The 19,976-nt window shown below is 37.4% G+C and carries 10 protein-coding genes; 5 read left to right on the top strand and 5 right to left on the bottom strand.

What is annotated here, in order from left to right:
* Positions 1–1,225: 1,225 nt before the first annotated feature.
* Positions 1,226–2,692, top strand: coding sequence for a DHH family phosphoesterase (locus EO98_RS00055; RefSeq protein WP_048139511.1), 1,467 nt, complete (start codon positions 1,226–1,228; stop codon positions 2,690–2,692).
* Positions 2,693–2,943: 251 nt separating this feature from the next.
* Here EO98_RS00055 and EO98_RS00050 read toward each other — a convergent pair whose 3' ends face one another.
* Positions 2,944–5,433, bottom strand: coding sequence for an oligosaccharyl transferase, archaeosortase A system-associated (locus EO98_RS00050; RefSeq protein WP_048139509.1), 2,490 nt, complete (start codon positions 5,431–5,433; stop codon positions 2,944–2,946).
* Positions 5,434–6,235: 802 nt separating this feature from the next.
* On the opposite strand from EO98_RS00050, the gene wecB reads away from it, so the two are divergent.
* From wecB to EO98_RS00030, 4 genes are all read left to right on the top strand, one after another.
* Positions 6,236–7,309, top strand: a complete 1,074-nt coding sequence (gene wecB, locus EO98_RS00045; protein WP_048139508.1) for a non-hydrolyzing UDP-N-acetylglucosamine 2-epimerase — start codon at positions 6,236–6,238, stop codon at positions 7,307–7,309.
* The gene (locus EO98_RS00040) at positions 7,309–8,445 is read left to right on the top strand and encodes a glycosyltransferase (protein ID WP_048139505.1); all 1,137 of its coding nucleotides are present in this window, start codon (positions 7,309–7,311) and stop codon (positions 8,443–8,445) included. Before wecB ends, EO98_RS00040 begins: the two co-directional genes overlap by 1 nt.
* 35 nt (positions 8,446–8,480) lie before the next feature.
* Positions 8,481–13,979 (top strand): glycosyltransferase, encoded by a 5,499-nt coding sequence (locus EO98_RS17325; protein WP_156165877.1) that lies wholly within the window; start codon positions 8,481–8,483, stop codon positions 13,977–13,979.
* 405 nt (positions 13,980–14,384) lie between these two features.
* Positions 14,385–15,815: a glycosyltransferase family 39 protein gene (locus EO98_RS00030; RefSeq protein WP_048139503.1), complete on the top strand. Its 1,431-nt coding sequence runs from the start codon at positions 14,385–14,387 to the stop codon at positions 15,813–15,815.
* 447 nt (positions 15,816–16,262) lie between these two features.
* Here EO98_RS00030 and EO98_RS00025 read toward each other — a convergent pair whose 3' ends face one another.
* The 4 genes from EO98_RS00025 to EO98_RS00010 all read right to left on the bottom strand — a co-directional run.
* Complete coding sequence (locus EO98_RS00025) at positions 16,263–16,991, bottom strand: ABC transporter ATP-binding protein (RefSeq protein ID WP_048139502.1); 729 nt, start codon at positions 16,989–16,991, stop codon at positions 16,263–16,265.
* 5 nt (positions 16,992–16,996) lie between these two features.
* Complete coding sequence (locus tag EO98_RS00020; RefSeq protein ID WP_048139500.1) at positions 16,997–17,764, bottom strand: ABC transporter permease; 768 nt, start codon at positions 17,762–17,764, stop codon at positions 16,997–16,999.
* On the bottom strand, positions 17,761–18,837 hold the full coding sequence (locus EO98_RS00015) for a glycosyltransferase (protein WP_048139498.1): 1,077 nt from the start codon (positions 18,835–18,837) through the stop codon (positions 17,761–17,763). The genes EO98_RS00020 and EO98_RS00015 overlap by 4 nt, the downstream gene beginning before the upstream one ends.
* A partial coding sequence (locus EO98_RS00010; protein WP_048139496.1) for a glycosyltransferase family 4 protein occupies positions 18,834–19,976 on the bottom strand: 1,143 nt, incomplete at its 5' end. The genes EO98_RS00015 and EO98_RS00010, both read right to left, overlap by 4 nt.

Below are 19,976 nucleotides of genomic sequence, written 5' to 3'. Positions count from 1 at the left end.
CTGTCCCTACCTCTCAGGACTGTTTAACCGGCATCCTTAGAGCCTTAAACTGAGGCGACATTCAAGGGTAACTATGTATTCTTTCCTATCGTTTACTGATTTTCCGTTGCTCCTAATCGGTGATCTGGTCAACCAGGGCTTGTTAGACAAGCCCCTGAGTCTTTAGCTCAGGGGTAGTTGACGCTAATAGCCTGCATGTCTTTTTTTTATTGAGGTTATTCAATATTTTTATTGAGGTTATTCAATATTTTTATTGAGGTTATTCAATATTTTTATTGAGGTTATTCAATAATCGGTATAATTCTATTTAATTCACTTATCTTTTTACGAAATTCCGTATTCCAATAGAACCGGGTGTTTTCACGGATTTCTGTGTTTTCATGGCGCACGGCGTTTTTATGGGCATGGTATTTTTACGTGGCTCGTAGCTAATCGGTTGATATTATTACAGGGCAACCTGAATACTATCTTTCAGATTCTCCGTCCCGCGCAAAGCGCCGTTTGAGCCGGGGTAGCTTCCAGTAATTTAAAATGCAATCTTCAGTCGCGCTCAAAAAATAGAGCATCAAAATATCAACTGCTTAATAATAAAAGACCTATTTTTATGGAACTGGAAAGTATTTAATGCCGGTCCTGAACTATCGATATAATCTGAACTATCGATATAATCTGAACTTATTTGCTGCTTTTATACTGAGATTATTTCTACTGAAGAAAACTCATCTAGTGTCATTAACTATATACGCTATATTCCAATATAACATGTATACCGGCAGAATTCAGGTTAAAACCTTAAGAACCCAGGCTATGTCGTAAAAATCCGGGCTATGCCGTAAGAAACAGGTTTATAATGGAAATTAAGGCAAGTTTGTTGCCTGGAATGTTAATTCCTCAATAAATAACTTCATAAATAGTGACAAATGTAAAGTAAGAGGAGCTAATAGCTAAAGTTAGCAGATTTGAGAATTACATGTTAATATTGCATTTAAATTGTAAAAACGAAGATGAATCTAAAAATAAAAATCAAATTTATTTTATAAATCATATTACATATTGAAATAATCTTAAATAGCCTTATGTCTAACAATGTAATGTTTTTACCTTATTCCTTTATTGAGACTTAAATAGAGAAAAAAGTAAAAAATTGTAAGCAGGCAGGAATCTGATTAAATGTTTGCTTTCCTTTGCACGTGTCTGGACTTACATAAGAATAGGAGGATGACTTTTGTCGAATTCTTCAAAAGATGCGGATAGCAGCCTTAAGAGCACAGTTAAATCCAGGTATCTTATCCTGGGCAGCGGTAGTATTGGTTTTGCGCTTGCAAAAGAGCTCAGGGAAAGCAATAAGCTTGTAATCATTGTAGATAACGACGAAGCTAAGGTTGAGACTCTCAGGGAAGAAGGCTTTGAAACTATTCTTGGAGATATCTCTGACCCCGAGCTCATTAATAATATTGATCTTAAAAATGTCGTTGCAATACTCTTCCTGAGTTCCAACAATGAGGCAAACAGGAAAGGAATTGAAAACTTTAAGAAAATCGTAAACCCGGATATCCAGATATTTTCCCGTGCCTCGGATATCATCAATAAAGAAAAGATGGAAGATCTGGGGTCTGATTACGTTTTTATGCCCTCCAAGCTGGTTGCAAGCTCCCTTTCCCGCTCCCTTGAGAGAGCTGAGTCAGTTCACAGGGGCAACAGGCTTGCCAGATGGCTGAAAGGGATCAGGGATAAAAAACTTGCTATCGTAATCCACGATAACCCTGACCCGGATGCGATATCCAGTGGGCTTGCTTTAAAGGAAATCGCAAAAAGCCTTGGGCTTGAAGCCAATATCCTCTACCATGGAAGGATCGGGCATCAGGAAAACAAGGCTTTCGTAAACCTTCTCGGGATTGACCTGAGCAAAATGGAAGAGCATGATCCTGAGGACTTTGATGAAATTGCCCTGATAGATTGCTCAATCCCCGGCGTTAACAATATGGTTCCCCCTAACTCATATGTAGGCATTGTGATAGACCATCATCCACCCGGAGAAACCGAGATAAAGGCCGAATATATAGACATCCGGCCCAACTTCGGGGCAACAGCCACTATCATGACAAAGTACCTGCAGCAGCTAAATATCAATATATCGAAGACCCTGGCAACGGCTCTGCTTTATGGGATCAGGACTGACACACAGGACTTCAAGAGGAAAACCGACCCTGCAGACCTCTCAGCTGCTTCATACCTCTATCCCCTTTCAAATCACGGGATCCTGGACCAGCTCGAGCAGCCTTCAATGGCTATTGAAACCCTTGAAGTGCTCGGGGAAGCCATCCGGAACCGGCAGGTACTCGGGAGTTACCTTCTCTCAAATGTCGGGAACATCCGTGATAGGGATACTCTTCCTCAGGCTGCGGATTACCTCCTGAGCCTTGAAGGAATCTCCACAACTGTTGTCTTTGGGGTCACCGATGATCGCATCTATATCTCGGGCCGCAGCAATGATATCAGGGTCAACCTGGGAGAGATTATGCGTCAGGCCTTCGGAGAAGACGCGGGAGGGCATGCAAATGCAGCAGGTGCCCAGATACCTCTCGGAGTTTTCAGTGCCACAAAAGACAGGCAGACACTCTTAAGGCTCGTTAACGAAGCAGTCGTCAAGAGATTCCTGAGTGCCGTCGGAGTTGAAAGTACAGGAGAATAAGCTATCGGAAAAAAGGCAGGCGTTTTCAGTAGAACGCCACCATTGAATTTTCTAAAAGAGAAAAGAAGGAGGGATTTTTTCTCTCCCTCATTTTTTTTCAGATTCCTTTTTTATTTCTTGTCTTCTTCTAATTTCTATTTATTCTCTTTTTTGTTTATTTCTGTTTCTTTTTCCCGGATTTCTTCCTTACTTTTTCCGGGTCTTTGATTTCCCTATTTTTCACTTCTAACGCTTATTATACGTTTTCTGCTTCAGGAAGGGATGTTTGACTCTATTCTATTTCCGTTCAAAATGTCGCTCTCAGTTACCTGAATTCCTGCAATAGTTGAGTTTTTTCCTGTGGTCAGTGAATAAGGAGAGGTTGCATGAACTCCTTTTCCTGTGTTTTCGGTCGAATAGGACACGGTTATCTCAAATAAACCGTTCTCATCTGCCACGTCACCTTTCTGATATTTGAATTTCCTGCCTGTATTAGAGCTGAGTTCAAGTGTTGCCATCACAGACTGGTTAGGGCTTGCAGTTCCTGAAATCGTGGCTCCCTTGACATATTCAAATATCTTTACAGTATTTTCTTTACTATTCTTATTCTCTGTGGAATTTATATTACTTTCATGGACCAGCCTGTAATTTCCCAGGGAGGTTCCATCAAGTTTATGTAGTTTATATACCTGGGTTTGCAGGAGAGCCTGTTTAGGAGTTGCAACGGTTTTGAGGCCTGTATTTTCTTTCGTGGTTTTGACATCGTAATAGTTTCCGATATCTTTTCCTGCTATCGTTGTAATAGCACTAAATTTACCTTCTGCCATTAGTGTGTCAGTTATTACGTATTTTACATTGAGCTTTTCAATTATTGTTTTTGCTTCCTTTTCGGAATCCGTTATAAAGAAGCGTGCAGAATCTTCTACACCTGTCTGGAAGTTATTGGAGACTGCAGGCCGTTTTCCCACATACACAATCCAGTTTCCGTAGTCCCACCAGCTAAGAACCCCGTACTCAGGGGTTTCTGAAGGTTCAAGATAATAAGAAGTTGCAGGTGTTGAGGCTTCAAGCCATTCGAGGGAGTCCTGCCATTCAGGATCAATTGAGACTGCATCTTTTGCAAAAGTGGCACCTAACCATACGGAGGGCACAAAGATCAGGCCTATCAGTGCCACCCCTGAAGCAAGTTTGAAGTAGTCAGGTCCGGCATCCGTACTCTTTGACTCTGCTGCATGTCTGATTTTTGATTTTGAGTTCGTTTTTGATACTGACTTTTTACCCGTTTGAAAGGCAGATTCCAGATCATTCTCCTTTACCTTTCCGGAGTTTACCAGCTTATTTACTTCTTTTCCGAAATCAAGGGATCCCAGCAAAATCCAGAGAATATATGCGGTAAGGATTGAGATATTTACCGCAAAAAGATAGGAAAACCGCCTCTGGGAAAAGGTGAGGTATGCATAAAAAAGTGTCCATATAAGGAAAAATACTCCTTCTGGCTTTGATTTTTCGCCTTTAAACTCCAGGCTGAACAGGAAAAATCCTGCCAGTGCTGCAAAAAAGGAAAGCCCAAAACTTCCCAGTGTCGGAGATAAGGTAAGTTTTCCCTGTGAAGTCAAAAAGAGGGGCACTGCTTCGACAACTGTGCCTATATATTCGCCTTTGCCAGAAAAGAACCTCAGTCCTTCAATAATGAAAGCGTAGTATTCGATGGAAAATATCCGGAGGAAAAGAAGCCCTGCGCCGAATACGAGTATTAACACGCCAGGATAGTACTTCCAGTCCATTCCTTTCTTTGAGATATATGCTGATAAACCCCATAAAAGGAATATTCCGGCGAGCAGGATCAGTACAAAGACAACCTGGAACCAGGAAATATACATTGCACTCATCTCAAGCCCCTGACGGACAGCTCCTGCTGAGAGGGGAATTGTAAACAAAAGTGTTGCAAACAGAGCTGCAGTCGAGCACATGAAGAGGTAATCTGACTCTTTCCCTGCTTTAAGATCGAGTGTTGCCTGAACCAATGCATAAAGGACAACAAAGCCGATAAGGGCAGGAGCTCCTACCCATGTAAAGATAAGGAGTGAAAAAAAGAGTCCTGAAGCCGCTGCAAGAAGCAGGGGATTTATGAGTTTCTTATCCGAGGATATGTTTTTGAGTGAACTTAATGAAAGTTTTCTCTCCACTGCTAGCTTTATGGCAAGTATGAAAAATGCATAGGCTGCCGTTGAGAGGAGTACTTCAGCCACGTGATGGTCAACTGCCCCAAAACGGGATGTGTATACATGGGCAGGTATAACCGCAAAAATGAAAGCTCCAAGAAGCCCTATTTTTCTGTCAAAGACTGAAGCCGCTACCACATAAACCGGAATTACTGTAAGGACTCCGAGCAGTACCGGTAAAAGAGCCCCTGCAAATTCGACAGTATGCGTGTCAGGCTGTCCTCCTCCCAGAATTATTGCAAGCATGGCGCCTAACAGGTCAAAGAATGGCGGCCACCCAATCTCAAAACCATAAGGATAGTTAAGATAGGTATCAAAGTTAAGAAAATGAGGGAAACTGGAGGTCGTATATAGAATGCGCCGCATATGATAAAACTCATCAAATCCCGTAAAGGTTATGCCACCGTCTGCAGTGAGTGAAGCATAGGAGAGCATGCGCATGAGAAAAGCAACTGCTATTACAGCGATAAGTGAAATGATTTTAAATCTTGAACTATAAGTTGATGGTTTTGACCCCAGATGCCTCATGTTTTTATTCATAGCGACCACTTCATTGTATTTTTTGATTTTTTCAATAGTTCCATCTTTTTTACTACTTCTTAAAGGAGAGAGTGCGTAAAAATAGTCCTTTAACTTTCGTTTGATTTTTTAATATTTTCTTATTTAATCCAGCATCTTGTGATCTTAGTGATATAATTGTTACGTTCATGGCTTTTCACTAAATCATAACTTTTATCGTGATGTCTGCTTAATTCAATACGCAAACAATTAATACTTTAATTTTTATGGGCATATTCACTCTATGTAGTCTATTTTCGGCAGTGTCACGAATTTGCTGTAAATTCAAAGTCAATTTTTTGCCTATTGTATAAAATTTGGTTCTTCGGATGTGGGATATCCTATTCATTTACTTCTTGAAATCTGTGATTGTAATGAAAAATCGACACACAGCCTACTCCTAGCTGTTTGAATTACTTCTAGATTATCAAATTACAAGTACCGCTATAAATCAATATTTATATTGTTTGTCGTAGAAAGGATTATACACATGTTTCTATGATTATTAAATAATTATTAGTTTTATGTTAATTTTTTGAGTAGAACTTGTCATACTTGTCATTATACATTGGTTAAAAATATACTCATAAGTTCCACTTAACATAAAACTTTTGCGTGTAGATATCTCTCCAGATCGGGATCATCAGATTGGGATTTGAGTTGTAAAATACATACCATTAAATCAATTTAATGATTTTTAGATCTCGTACATAAGCTCTAAAAAGTCCAAACTTTGATAAAATCAATTTTAGTCCAATATTATTCTTTAAATGGAGACCTTAAAATGAAGCTCTCAATAATCTTAGGCACAAGACCAGAAATTATTAAAATGTCTCCTCTGATAAGAGAATGTGAAAAAAGGAACCTTGATTATTTCGTTCTGCACACTGGCCAGCACTACTCCTATGAGATGGATAGGGCTTTCTTCGATGATCTTGAGTTGCCGAAACCAGCCTATAATCTCGATGTAGGTTCCGGAAGCCATGCAGAGCAAACAGGTAAAATCATGGAGGGTATCGAAAAAGTCATTCTTGAAGAAAAGCCAGACGTGGTTTTAGTTCAAGGCGATACAAATACCGTACTTGCAGGTGCACTTGCTGCTTCTAAAGTACATATAAAAGTAGGGCATGTGGAAGCCGGCCTTAGAAGTTATGACCGTAGCATGCCCGAAGAAATAAATCGAGTTGTAGTGGATCATGTTTCGGATTATCTCTTTGCACCTACTGAGCTTTCAAAGCAAAATCTGCTGAAAGAGGGTATTGAAGAAAGCAAAATATTTGTAACTGGCAATACAATTGTTGACGCCATTTTTCAAAATTTAGAGATTTCTAACAAGAAAGTAGATGTTTTGAATGATTTGGGTTTGAAGTCAAAAGAATATTTCCTTCTCACCTCCCATAGGGCTGAAAACGTCGATAGTCGGGAACAATTGGGTAAATTATTGAAAGGTATTTCCACGATTCAAAAAGAATATTCGCTACCTGTTGTTTTTCCAATACACCCGAGAACAGAAAAAAAAATCAAGGAATTCGGTTTTTCATTGGATGGGATCAGGCCTATAAAACCTGTAGGTTTTCTGGAGTTCTTGCAGCTTGAAGCGAATGCCAGACTTGTATTTACTGATTCAGGCGGAGTTCAGGAAGAAACCTGCATTCTGGGGACTCCCTGTGTAACACTAAGAGATAATACAGAAAGACCTGAAACACTGGAAGTCGGCTCTAACGTTCTGGCAGGTGTTGAACCGGATCGTATTATCCAATCAGCTATCAAAATGATGAGCGAAAAAAGGAGCTGGATCAATCCTTTTGGGGATGGAAGGGCTGCAGAAAAAATAATTGATACTCTGAGGACCGAATAATGGAGTCTTCAGCAGAGAGCGTCCCATTGGATATTGTCTGTTTCTCTGATATTTTCTGGGATGCACTCTGGCAGAGGCATCAGCAATTATTTACAAGATTCCCTTCTAACTGGAGAATTCTATTTATTGAACCCACGTCAATTCCTGTTTTACTTACGCAGCCTAAGCGGTTGTTCACAAGAAAACATGTAAATATAGAGATTGTTTCGTTACCATCGATTCCCTTGATAGACAGAGCAGAGAATTTAAGGTGGATTAATGATTCTTTAATCTCTTTCTGGCTTCGTTTCATTTTAAAACAGAAGAATATGAAAGAGCCGGTTCTTTTCTACTATGAACCCAGATATTCGACTTTAATAGGGAAGCTACAGGAAAAAATGGTTGTTTTGGATTATATTGATGATAAACTTGCATTCTCTAATGTTCCATCCTGGATGAAAAAGTATCTGGATAACTTAATCGATAAAGCAAATCTTGTTTTCGTAGCTTCTTCGTATTTACATAATAATATCCTGAAGACTAGAAAGAATGATGTGTATCTGATTGGTAATGGGGTTGATGTGGATCATTTTAAGAAGGCAATGACAGATATCCCAATTCCTGAAGATATAGCACACATAAAAACGCCGATTGTAGGATACGTTGGTGCTCTGAGTGACTGGGTAGATTTTGATATAATTAGAGCAATTAGCAAGGAATATCCGGATTTTTCTGTTGTGCTGGTTGGGCCGGAATTTCCCAGTGTAAAAAACGAAATTGATTCCTTAAAGCAATATCCAAATATATTTATACTTGGGATGAAGCCTTATGAAATACTTCCGAATTACATTAAAGCTTTTGATGTTTGCATAATTCCTTTTAAAATTAATGAGTTAACATTGAGTTCGAATCCTCTCAAATTTTATGAATATATTTCAAGTGGGAAAAATGTAATTTCGATTAATTTACCTGAAGTAAAACAGTTTGATCACACAATATATGTTGCAAATAATTTAGATGAATTCCTGCAGTTTGTTCCTGTTTCTCTCAATACAAAAGTGAATGTTGAAGAGGTTCTTAAGATTACTGAAGAAAACACCTGGGGTCGAAAGTCAGAAAAGATGATTAAGTTGATTATTCAAAAATTGGAACATTAAACAAATTGGGCAGTTAAATTGTTAATTCTTAAAGAGTGAGTGATATTGTGTTTGCTGAGATAAACTCCAAAGAATGGTGGGAAGAATATTTTAAAATTAAATGGGAAATAAACAGAGGAAAAGAACAAACCGAATATTTTATGCAGTTGATTATTGAAAATTTGCCTGTAAGTGTCAAAAAATATCTTGATAATCCGGAAATCACTATTCTTGATTGGGGATGTGCTTTAGGTCAGGGTGTTAACCTTTTACAAACTAAATTTCCCAGTGCTAAAGTTAAAGGCCTGGACATTTCAGAGACTGCTATTGAAAAAGCAAAAAATGAATACAAGGATCTCAGTTTTGTATCCGGAAGTTTGTCAGAGTTGAACGAAGAATTCTCCGTAATTGTTTGTTCGAATTGTCTTGAACATTTTGCAGATCCGAAACCATACTTTAAGGAACATTTAACTCACACAAAAGATATATACATCGCTCTTGTGCCATATCGGGAAGAAAATCGCATTAAGGATCATGAGATTTCTTTGAGTGAATCTTTTTTCCCCGATAAAACCGAATCCTTCCAAAAAATATATTCTAAAATCCTGGATACCCGATCGTCTGTTTTTTGGTATGGCTATCAATTGCTAGTAATCTATGCAAATAAATCTCTAAATTTTGATACTATGAAAAGAAATGATGACATATTGATTAATTCTCAATCCCCCCAATTATGGGATAATGTAGCAGAAACTTACTCTGAAACTGCAAATATTACGGAAATCAAATTAGGTCAAGAGATTGAACAATTATTTTTAGGTTTGGGGATTGAGCCTGGTGCATCCTTGCTTGAAGTTGGGTGTGGAAGCGGACATTTGTCTGGGTATCTTGCAGGTAAAGGTTTTCATACCACACTTATCGATTTCAGTAAAGTAGCTCTGGAAAAAGCAAAAGAGCATTATGAGCAAAATAATCTTGTAGGAAATTATATTCATGCAAACATGTTCGACCTATCTGCCGACCTGGTCGAACCTCATGATGTTGTCTGGAATTCCGGAGTACTTGAGCATTTTGATGCCTGGGATGTTATTGAAGCTTTAAAGAGAATGGGACAGGTTGCCAGAAAATATGTTCTTATCCTCGTGCCAAATGCAAAAAGTATCCCTTATTTACTATTTCGCCAGAAGGCAATGGAAAAAGGTGAATGGATATGGGGGAGGGAACTGCTTCGCGACTCTATGAAACATCTTGCAGAAGCTGCAGGTCTTGAAGTTATTGAGGAGCAACATATAGGAAAGCATTTTTCTTATGATCAGTTTACTTATGTTAACTCCGAAATTGGAACAAAATATCAGGATATAGATCAACAGCTTCTTCCAAGGGAACAAAACTATTTAATCGCATTAATTGCCAGACCAAGAGCGGGTAATGTTTCAATAATTTCGGAAGATCTCTTGAATAATGTGATTCAAATTGAATCGAATGTCGAAAAAGCTACATATTCTTTTGATCAGTCTGCTTCTAATTATTCTGTAAAAATATATCTGAGACAGATCTCTGATCTTTCTTCAAAGATAAATGACCTCAATAATAAGATTTTATCAGATGAGCTCAGTAATAAGACTTCATTATCTAACCTAAATAAAGACTACAAATCTCAGATCGAAATTAAGGACCATGAGCTTCTCAATAAGGATGATGAGATTCTCAACTTGCAAAAAACGATCGAAGATTTGAGATTGGAAGTCAATAGAATAAATGACGAAGCCTCAACGTTGAAATCTACGAATGAAAAATTACAGCTGGAGATAAGTAACAAAGATTTCTCTATAGATAGTTTATCTAGAGTTCTCCAGGATCGTGAAAATTCCCTTTCCTGGAGGTTTAGCCAGTATTATGGCAAATATTTTGAAATAAACTCTCCAGTTACCAGATTTTTATCTTCCTTTCTCAACAAATTTGTAGGCGCAGCTAAAAAGCCTCAGAATATATCAGAAACTTCGCCCTATGAAAGGGAGCTTGAGAAAATTCTGGGAGAACATAAAGGGAAAGTAAAAGGAATTATTGTTTATCCTCCTACGGTTGACTGGAATATTCCTTTATTTCAACGTCCTCAGCAACTTGCTCTTGCTTTCTCCAAGCTTGGATACTTATTCTTCTATTCGGTCGGGGACAATAAGCTAGATAAGGTCGATGGGTTTCAGAAGATCCAAGAAAGTCTTTATCTAACAAACAAGTATGATTTACTGGTCAGTTCTTTATCTGAACTCATTCTGTTACTTTCATGTACGAATCCAAATGTCATGATTTCGGATATAAAGGATATTAAAAGAAAAGGAGGCCTGGTTATCTATGATTATATTGATGAGATCAGTCAGGATATTATTGGCCCAATATTACTTGATGACATTCTCCACAGGCACCAGTACATGCTGAAATCAGCCGATATTTTTGCTGCAACTGCAGATAAACTTGTGGATAATGTTGCAAACCAGGATGAAACGGACATTCACCTGATTCCAAATGGAGTAGATTATAACCATTTTGGTAATCTATCGGCTGCTATCCCGATTCCAAAAGACTTAAAAAATATTGTTGATTTACAAAAACCCATTATCGGATACTATGGTGCTCTTTCAATATGGTTTGATTTTGATCTAATTGAGAAATTAGCTGAATCGCGACCTCAATATGAAATCGTACTTATTGGTATGATTTATGACGAGACCATAAAAACAGCGGAGCTAAATAAACATTCAAATATTCATTATTTAGGGTCAAAAGATTACTCTATACTTCCCGAATACGCAAAATTCTTTGATGTTGCAACGATTCCGTTTGTTTTAAATGAGATTACGGAATCGACGAATCCTATAAAACTTTTTGAATATATGGCACTTGAAAAGCCAATCGTCTCCACAAATATAAGGGAATGCCGTAAATATCGTTCTGTCCTGATTGGGACGGATAAAGAGGACTTTATTGACAAAGTTGACCAGGCTTTGCAATTAAGAGGCAACAGTGAATATTTGAAGTTGTTATCTAAAGAGGCAAAAGAAAATACCTGGGATGCAAGGGCAAAAGAATTTGATCAATTGATTTCCGAAATAAGATGTGATAAACTTGACAATAATGAATCCGTGGAAAGAGGGCACATTAACAGTTCATTGTATTTTGGTCAGGAACAGGGTAAGGTAAGTGTGATCTTGCCTGTTTACAATCAGGCAGATCTTCTGGATGAGTCACTTCAAAGCGTTCTAAACCAGACATACCAGAATTTTGAATTAATTATTGTTAATGATGGTTCTAGGGATGGTGTGGAAAGAGTTCTGAATAAATATGTAGACAACCCAAAAATTAGGGTATTATCCCAGCAAAACCAAAAATTGCCTAAGGCCCTTAACAATGGATTTTTTTATGCAAAAGGTGAGTTCTTTACATGGACATCAGCTGACAATATCATGGATTCAAGGCAGCTGGAAGTGCAGGTTAATTTTTTAAAGAGTAATACTGATGCTGATATGGTTTATTGCGATTATGAAATAATTGATGATCGAGGAGAACCTTTAACAGATAGCAATTTTAGGGTTCAAAATCAAAAACCTCAGGGATCCAGTTTTATCCATCTTCCAAAGACTACCGAGCATCTCAACGAAGAAAAGGATAATTTTATTGGCGCTTGTTTTATGTACAGAGGTCTGGTTGGTAAGGTTATTGGAGATTACGACCCTTTCACCTTTGGATGTGAAGATTATGATTATTGGATGCGAATTAACAGTTTATTCAATATTCAACATCTAGGCAGTGAGGACATTCTTTATCGATATCGTGTCCATGATAATACATTAAATGCAAAGGCTGAAGAACTGGGTATTTATGAGCGGGTAAATGACCTTATGGAATATGATAAGGAAAGAAGAGCGTTTTATAAAAAGCCATTTGAGATCTTATTTGCAGGTTCCTCTGCTGAATTTGAGAATATGAGCCGCTACTATAAAGCAGAAGGTAATTTTATCTTGGAAGGTCTTCAGGATATTGAAAGTATTTCTGAAAAAAGCATAGTCTTTTGCAAATTGTCCGAAGTACTCTCTGTGCTGCAAACTATATCTGAAAATCCGAAAATTTATAAAATACTTGTCATCGATCAGGATATTGATGAGATTACGGTTGATGAAAGTACAATAAAGGCTTTTGACAGGGTTCTTTGCTTTAAACTTGAATCCTTTAATATCTTACACCATGATCATAACGAAAATATTTTCTATATACCTGATTTCAGTGGCACTAATCTGCAGATAATCCTTAAATTGGCAAATAATGCTATATTTTATCAAAACACGCGAGCTACTTATGATAAAAAGCTGCCTGAAATTTATATCCACAGGAAATTAAATATATTGCTCTTAGCCCCAAATCTCAATAAGGGTGGGTTGGAGCAAGTCGTATATGATTTATCAACGAATCTTGATAAAAATATGTTTAATGTGTATGTTGCCTATGTGCAAGTTGGAGGATATATTTCAGATAAGTGCCTTAGTGAGGGAGTCTCTGTAATTCCGATCAATAATAGCAAGGAGAAATTTACTGAGGTTCTTAAAAATTATAATATCGATATAATAAACACGCATTACTCCAATTTCGGGCTGGAGATTGCAAAGAAAATGAACATTCCTGTAGTCTCAACAATACACAATAATTATGTCTGGTTTCAGGAGCATGAAATCTCTGCATATTTAAATGAAAACAAGTACATCTCGTCTTATATCGCGGTTTCAAAAAACGTTAAGAAGTATTCTAGACATTATTTCAAGATAGATCCTGAGAAAATCAATGTTATTCCCAATGGTGTTAATTTTAAGACATGTTCCATACCTGAGCCGAAGATTCAGGAGATGAGGGCCAGACTTGGTCTTCTGGAAAACGATTATGTGTTTCTTGTCGTTGCAGGCTATTCGGGTTTAAAATCACATATCAACGTAATCAGTGCGATGAAAGATCTCGCAAATAGCTATGCAAATATGAAGGTTATTTTTGTGGGTCCTGTTCTTGAGGAGGATTATTATAAGGCTATTGAAAAGAAAATCCGCGAATATGGCCTTCAATCAAATATCATTCAACTTAAATTCGTTTCTGATGAGGACATGCATTGTCTTTATCAGATCGCAAATGCTTTTTTGCTACCTTCGCTGATAGAGGGTTGGAGTATTTCCGTAATGGAAGCCATGCATTACGGCCTTCCCTTGATCCTGACAGACGTTGGAAGTGCGCGCGAAGTTATCAAGAACAGTGACATTGGGATTATAATTCCTAATGCTTATGGCGATATTACTAATCTAAATATTTCAAATGTGTTTGACTATAAGATGAATGAAAACTTGCCAAACCTTGAAATTCTCAAAAAATCAATGATTGATTTTTACACTAATAACGATAAGTGGAGTGTTTCAGGGAAAATAGGAATCAAAAGAGTCAATCAAGAATATAATCTCGACGCTATGATTCGAAAATATGAACAATTGTATTTAGAGGTATATGTGAAAAATAATACACTGTAAATCTAATTTCAGGTATCCAATCTAAAAGTTGGAATCAAAAACTTATATGTTTTGGAAAGTATTTGCTGCCGATATAAGATCCTATCTTCCGCAGATGTATTCAAAATGATAACAGTTTTTTTGTTATCGTTTTTGAATATTTTTTTATAAAATACGCAGTATTATCTCAACTAAAACCCGGGAAATAGGTTCAGGAAATTTTCAAAGAAAGCAAAAAATAGGAATTTGTGGAATATTTCAAAAACACATGTTTGAATCACCAGGGTACTTTTCAGAAAAAACGATAACATGAAAAGTTGTGATGACTTAAAGGACATCTGTGGTAAGTGGGTAAGATAGATTAATTTCAAATTTTTGTAATTACTTACTGGGAACAGATTACAAATCAATATTTAGGAGCTATAAATGAAAATCAATAATACGTGGTCAACATATCGAATTGACCACGTTTTTGTATACATTATCGGATATGTTCTTTTTATCAGTTCAATTTTGTCTATTCAAAACTATTATTTAATTAACATCCCTAAATATTGGATATTTGTTTTTGGGTTTATAGGATGTTGTTTTTTTTATATTCTCTCTGATACTGACAGTTTTATTCAAAAGGGATCAACAAAGCATTTTTTGATTATTAGCGTCTTTGTAATTATTTTACTGCGTTTAATCTGGATACTAGCAGTGCCGACCATACCTTTTTCAGATTTTGAAGTCTATAATAATTTTGGAATACTCATTTCCGAACAGTTCCCAACCCATTTATTATCTATCGATTATGATGGTAGAGGCTTTGGATATTCTTTTGTGCTGGGAATCATTTATAAAATTTTTGGTGTAAATCTTTTTGTAGCAAAATTACTAAACGTTTTTCTTAGTGCATTGACAGGAATTCTGCTTTATTTGATTGCGGGACATTTATTTGATGAATGTATTGCAAGGATAACCACTGTATTATATTTAATCTGGCCTACTCAAATTATGTATAGCAGTGTCCTGGCTTCAGAGCATTTGTTTATTTTTGTTCTTTTTCTCGGAATAGCTCTGTTTATCGGAGCTATTAAAGTGACACCAGATAATGCATATACAAATATTTTTTTAGCGGGCGTTGTCTTTGGATTAGCTTATACCGTTCGTTTTTTATCTCTAATCGTTGTTGCCACAGGCTTTATGACGTTACTATTTGTTCAAGAAGAATCTTTTAAAAAAAAGGTCAAATCATCTCTTTTTTTAATATCTGGTTTTGTTATTGTCTGGATCTCTATAACTGGTCTTGGTTTACTCGTTGATATTCCTTCTGACCCGAGTACAGGAATACAACATTCATTGCTTGTGGGAACAAATCCTGAGTACAAAGGGCAGTGGAATCCGGTTGACAGTCAAATATGGAACAATTACAGTCCAGAAGAAGCGAAAAAAATTGCTTTTCAGACTGGTTTATCTCGTATAACTGAAAATCCCGGAGGATTTACTAAACTAATATTCGAAAAATTTAATATAATGTGGGGCGACGAGTCATTTGGAGCTTATTGGAGTACCTTGAATCTGGATTCAACAAAATCAACTGATTTTATACTCCAAAATCTATCCCTACTATTAGCAGTCTCACAATTCTACTATTTTGGGATATTCTTTTTTAGTCTATTGGGTTGCTATAAATTAAGGAACACTAATCTTAACACTGGTATTCGGTTTCTTTTTATAATCTTTTTAATCTTTGTAATACTTCACAGTTTCCTTGAAGTACAATCTCGATATCATTATCCCTGGGAGTTAATATTCATAATATTGGGAGGATATGGAATAGCATGTAAACCAGTCATTCCATGTGATCCGTGAACTATCCCCACTGTCGGGCTGATACCCTCGAGGAAGGGGACTTCCTTTTGTGCCTTCGCATTCCCATAGTTAAATTTATTATTTAGAGAGTACAGAAGGTCACGAATATCCTCTACCTTCAGGAGGCTATCAAATAATTTAATTTTGGGGCAAAAACCTGTAAAATAAGGCACATAAAGCTTTTATATCGAAAAAGAAGAGATATGGTTATTACTATTGGTAATTGCCGGACAGCCTGTTTAAGGCGGAGTAGCCTCACGCAATTTTATCTAATTGTTGGCTATTTATTGCGTTTTTTTCATTTCTTATCAGTAGTATTCATACCTCTCCGTATCGTCAAAATCACTACCAATAAACTGGTTTTTGTATGCTGAATAATTACCATTTATTCATTATACTGCAAAATCTAGGAACTATGTTCTTTTGATTGTAAATTTTCAGGTCGTTTTATGCTATGGATTGATATAGACTTATCATTTCCTCAGGATTCCCTATCCCAATCTGTTCTCCATGATTCAATAGAAGCACCTTATCACAAAAACGCTGTACTGTACTCAAATCATGGCTGACATAAACAACCGTTTTGTCCATTTCCCTATACCTGTCAAAAACTTCAAAACATTTTTTCTGAAAATCGAGGTCGCCTACTGCAAGAACTTCATCCAGAAGAAGAACTTCCGGTTCGATTTGAACTGCGGTTGAGAACGCCAGCCTTACAATCATTCCACTTGAAAAATTTTTGATTTTAGTATCCTTGAAACGGGTTAAACCTCCAAATTCAAGAATACCATCTATTCGGTTCTCTATCTCAGTGTCTGAGAGTCCCATTATGGCGCCATAAATTTTTATGTTTTCTTTTGCGGTTAAATCCGGTTGAAAACCTATTCCTAACTCCAAAAATGAAGTTATTTTTCCGTTTACCGTTATCTTGCCTTTGGAAGGACGAATAGTATTTGCTATGACCTTTAGAAGAGTGCTTTTCCCACTTCCATTATGGCCTATGACTCCAAGCCACTCTCCTTTTTTGACTGTGAAATTTATATCTTTTAATGCAGTGAATGATTCATATCCCATTTTACTATCCATCAGCCCATATAATGATTCAAATAATGTATTTCTTTTTTCGTGCGGGATCTTATAGTTTTTCCATACGTTTCTTGCTTCGATAATGTCCATTATAATTAAACCTCCTCTGCAAATCCAGGTTCAAGCTTCATAAATATAAGATACCCAACAAGTAACATCACAAGGGATGAAGCAAAGCAGAAGACAAGATCCCAGGAAGATACGGCTGTATTATACAGCAACGACTCTCTAGATATTAAGATTATTCTGGCCATTGGATTCAAAAGTAGCAATCCTTTGATATCACTTTCGTAAGTTGAGAAGTCAAAGAAAACGCCACTTGCAAAAAAACCAGCCTGAAGAATGACTGCCCAGATGTACTGGACATCTCTGTAGTATGTATTGAGTGCGCCTAATGCAAGGGAAGTACCAAATACGAGTATAAATATGATCATGAATATAATGGGGAAATAAATAGCAGTTGATGTTGGCATCACCCCTGAAATTACCATGAAAATACCAAATACCCCAATTTCAAGCACCGCCATCATAAGAGCGGTAAGAGATGAACTAAATATCAATATTTCTCTTGGGATATAGACCTGTCTTACCATGCCCGGTTTGCTGATTATGGCTTGCAGGCCCATTGAAGTACCTTTTGTAAAAAAATCCCACAGAGCAATTCCAAGAAGGAGGAATAAATGGTAGTTTTTCTGAGTACTTGGAAATACATCTACAAATACTACATATAACACCAATAGCATCAGTAGTGGTTCTAACAACGACCAGAAAAAGCCCAGGACTGAGTTTTTATATCGTACCTTGAAATCGCTAATTGCCAGTCTTTTTATAAGATGACGATATTGCCATAAATTATTGCTCATCTACTGATTACCTCTTTCGTTTTTCTAATAAATTCTGATGTATCAAAAAGTTTTGCTCTTTGAAGGCACGAATCCTTAAATATTTCCGGATTTTCCGAGACAATTCTTATTGCCTTAACAATACTTCCTACATTTGCTTCAACCAGCAGTCCTGTTTTGCCATCAATCACGCTTTCGAGGAATCCCCCTTCTTTTACTGCCACTACAGGTTTTCCTGCAGCCATGGCTTCAACAGGTGTCATCCCAAAATCCTCATCCATTGCCGTTGTGATGTGCCCCCTACAGGTGGCATATAATTCAAGTAGTTTTTCCTCTGAAACACTGCCAATCAACATAACATTTTCTGGAAGTCCGGTCATTAATCTGGATGCATATCCTGATGCATGATCTCCTGCTGCATAACCTCCGACGATAAGCAATTTTTGATCTGGCATTTCTCTGAAAGCTTCAATTTGCAGTTCCACTCTCTTTTCAGGATACAGCCGATTTACGGATAGCCAGAAATCTCCATATTCCTTGAATTTAAATCTTGAAGTGTCAACCGGAGGATAAATTACTTCTGAATCCCTATTTAAGTACTTTCTTATTCTATTTTTAGTATTTACGGAGTTAGTCACAATCTTACATACATGAGATAAGTAGTACTCAGAAACTTTCCTGTGCAACTGTACCCACACCATAAATGGTACAGAAACAAAAATTGACTGGTTTTTACGGTACACATCGTAAAGATCATAGAAAGCTCTTGTTGGTGTGTGACAGTAGTAAAGATTTGGTTTGTGTTTTTTCGCTGCAAAGAGTGCCCAGTTCCCGGAAAAAATAAAAAAATCATATTTTTTCGAAAAATCACAGGTTGCAAATTTAAAAGAGGCATCTATCTGTTTTAAGGGTGGCATCTTTAAGGTGTTCCCAAGGCTTATGATTTTAACGGCCTCAAAACCCATTTTTTTTACTGAGTCCATGTCTACATCTGTAGTAATCACGTCTGCTCCCAGTCCCTTTGCAAGGGTAAGAACCAGTTTTTCTCCTCCGCCGATTGCTCCGATGTAATCATGGAAAATAGCAATTTTCATGCAAGTTCCTCATAACTATTTTCTAGTTTCACTAATGCTTCATCCCAATCATATTTTTTAGCTTTGTTAAATGCAGCTTCTGAAACTTTTCTGTTCCCTGAGCTCTTCTCAATCATTTTTTCTACGGCTTTTGCAATCTCCCTCTCTTCCAGCTCCACAACAAACCCGTCCACTCCGTCTTCAACAAGTCCCTGCGCTGCATTGTACTTCTCCCTTACTGTTACTACAGGCACCCCACAGGCAAAAGCCTCGATTACAACCATCCCGAAACCTTCCCTTGAAGAAGGCAGCACGAGTACCTTTGAAGCCTTGACTTTTCCGATCAGAGCACCGTACTCCTGAAAGCCTGTAAATTTGATGTTTTCAGAAACTTCCAGCTTCCTTGCAAGCTCCTCAAGCGCTGCCTTTTCAGGTCCATCCCCAACAATACAGCACCTGATGTCTGGAAAATCAGCTTTAAGGAGAGCCACTGCTTTTATCAAAACATCAACATTTTTTTCTTTTATGAGCCTGCCTGCGAAGATTATGTCGTAAATTTTCTCATCAAGTCCTGCAGAATTCAGGCCACCTTCCGGTTCAATCCCGGAAATCTTTTTAAAATCGATCCCATTAGGGATGACCATTATATTATTTTCAGGGGTCCCAAGGGCTTCAAGCCTCTTCTTCGTCCAGTCCGAAACCGCTATATTATTATCCGATATTTTAGAAACCGCTTTTTCGATCACTTTTCCGAAAAAGCCTGCTTTTCCCATGTATTCATACCAGTAGTCGTCCCAGACTTCATGCCATGTAAATATTGCAGGACTACTTTTTAAAACTGAGACAAGCTTTACGGTAAAACAGGAAAAATAGGGAAATACGCTTACGTCAATAAGGTCGAATTTCTCTTTCATTAGTGCTGGAAACAATTTCACTGAGAATAAAAGTGCTTCGGAAATTGACCTTCTGCCAGCCACATAGAGTTCCCTTGCTTTGCAAACGCCGTGGAGGGTCATGCCTTCATATTCAATAACGTCTCCGCCTTCCCACCATTTAATCCCGAAAAGGTGGACATCGTGCCCCTGTGAAGAAAGCCGCATCCCCAGTTCATGAATGCGCATTTCTGCGCCCCCTTTGACCCAGGGATATACAGCATCGTA

The organism is Methanosarcina sp. 2.H.T.1A.6, from assembly GCF_000979455.1.
GTDB lineage: Archaea > Halobacteriota > Methanosarcinia > Methanosarcinales > Methanosarcinaceae > Methanosarcina.
This window is presented reverse-complemented; position numbering and strand designations above follow the sequence as displayed.

Bases quoted from the DNA above. Each gene is read 5' to 3' on its own strand.
- EO98_RS00050 (WP_048139509.1), bottom strand. From the start codon at position 5,433: ATGAATAAAAACATGAGGCATCTGGGGTCAAAACCATCAACTTATAGT.
- wecB (WP_048139508.1), top strand. From the start codon at position 6,236: ATGAAGCTCTCAATAATCTTAGGCACAAGACCAGAAATTATTAAAATG.
- EO98_RS00040 (WP_048139505.1), top strand. From the start codon at position 7,309: ATGGAGTCTTCAGCAGAGAGCGTCCCATTGGATATTGTCTGTTTCTCT.
- EO98_RS00030 (WP_048139503.1), top strand. From the start codon at position 14,385: ATGAAAATCAATAATACGTGGTCAACATATCGAATTGACCACGTTTTT.
- EO98_RS00025 (WP_048139502.1), bottom strand. From the start codon at position 16,991: ATGGACATTATCGAAGCAAGAAACGTATGGAAAAACTATAAGATCCCG.
- EO98_RS00020 (WP_048139500.1), bottom strand. From the start codon at position 17,764: ATGAGCAATAATTTATGGCAATATCGTCATCTTATAAAAAGACTGGCA.
- EO98_RS00015 (WP_048139498.1), bottom strand. From the start codon at position 18,837: ATGAAAATTGCTATTTTCCATGATTACATCGGAGCAATCGGCGGAGGA.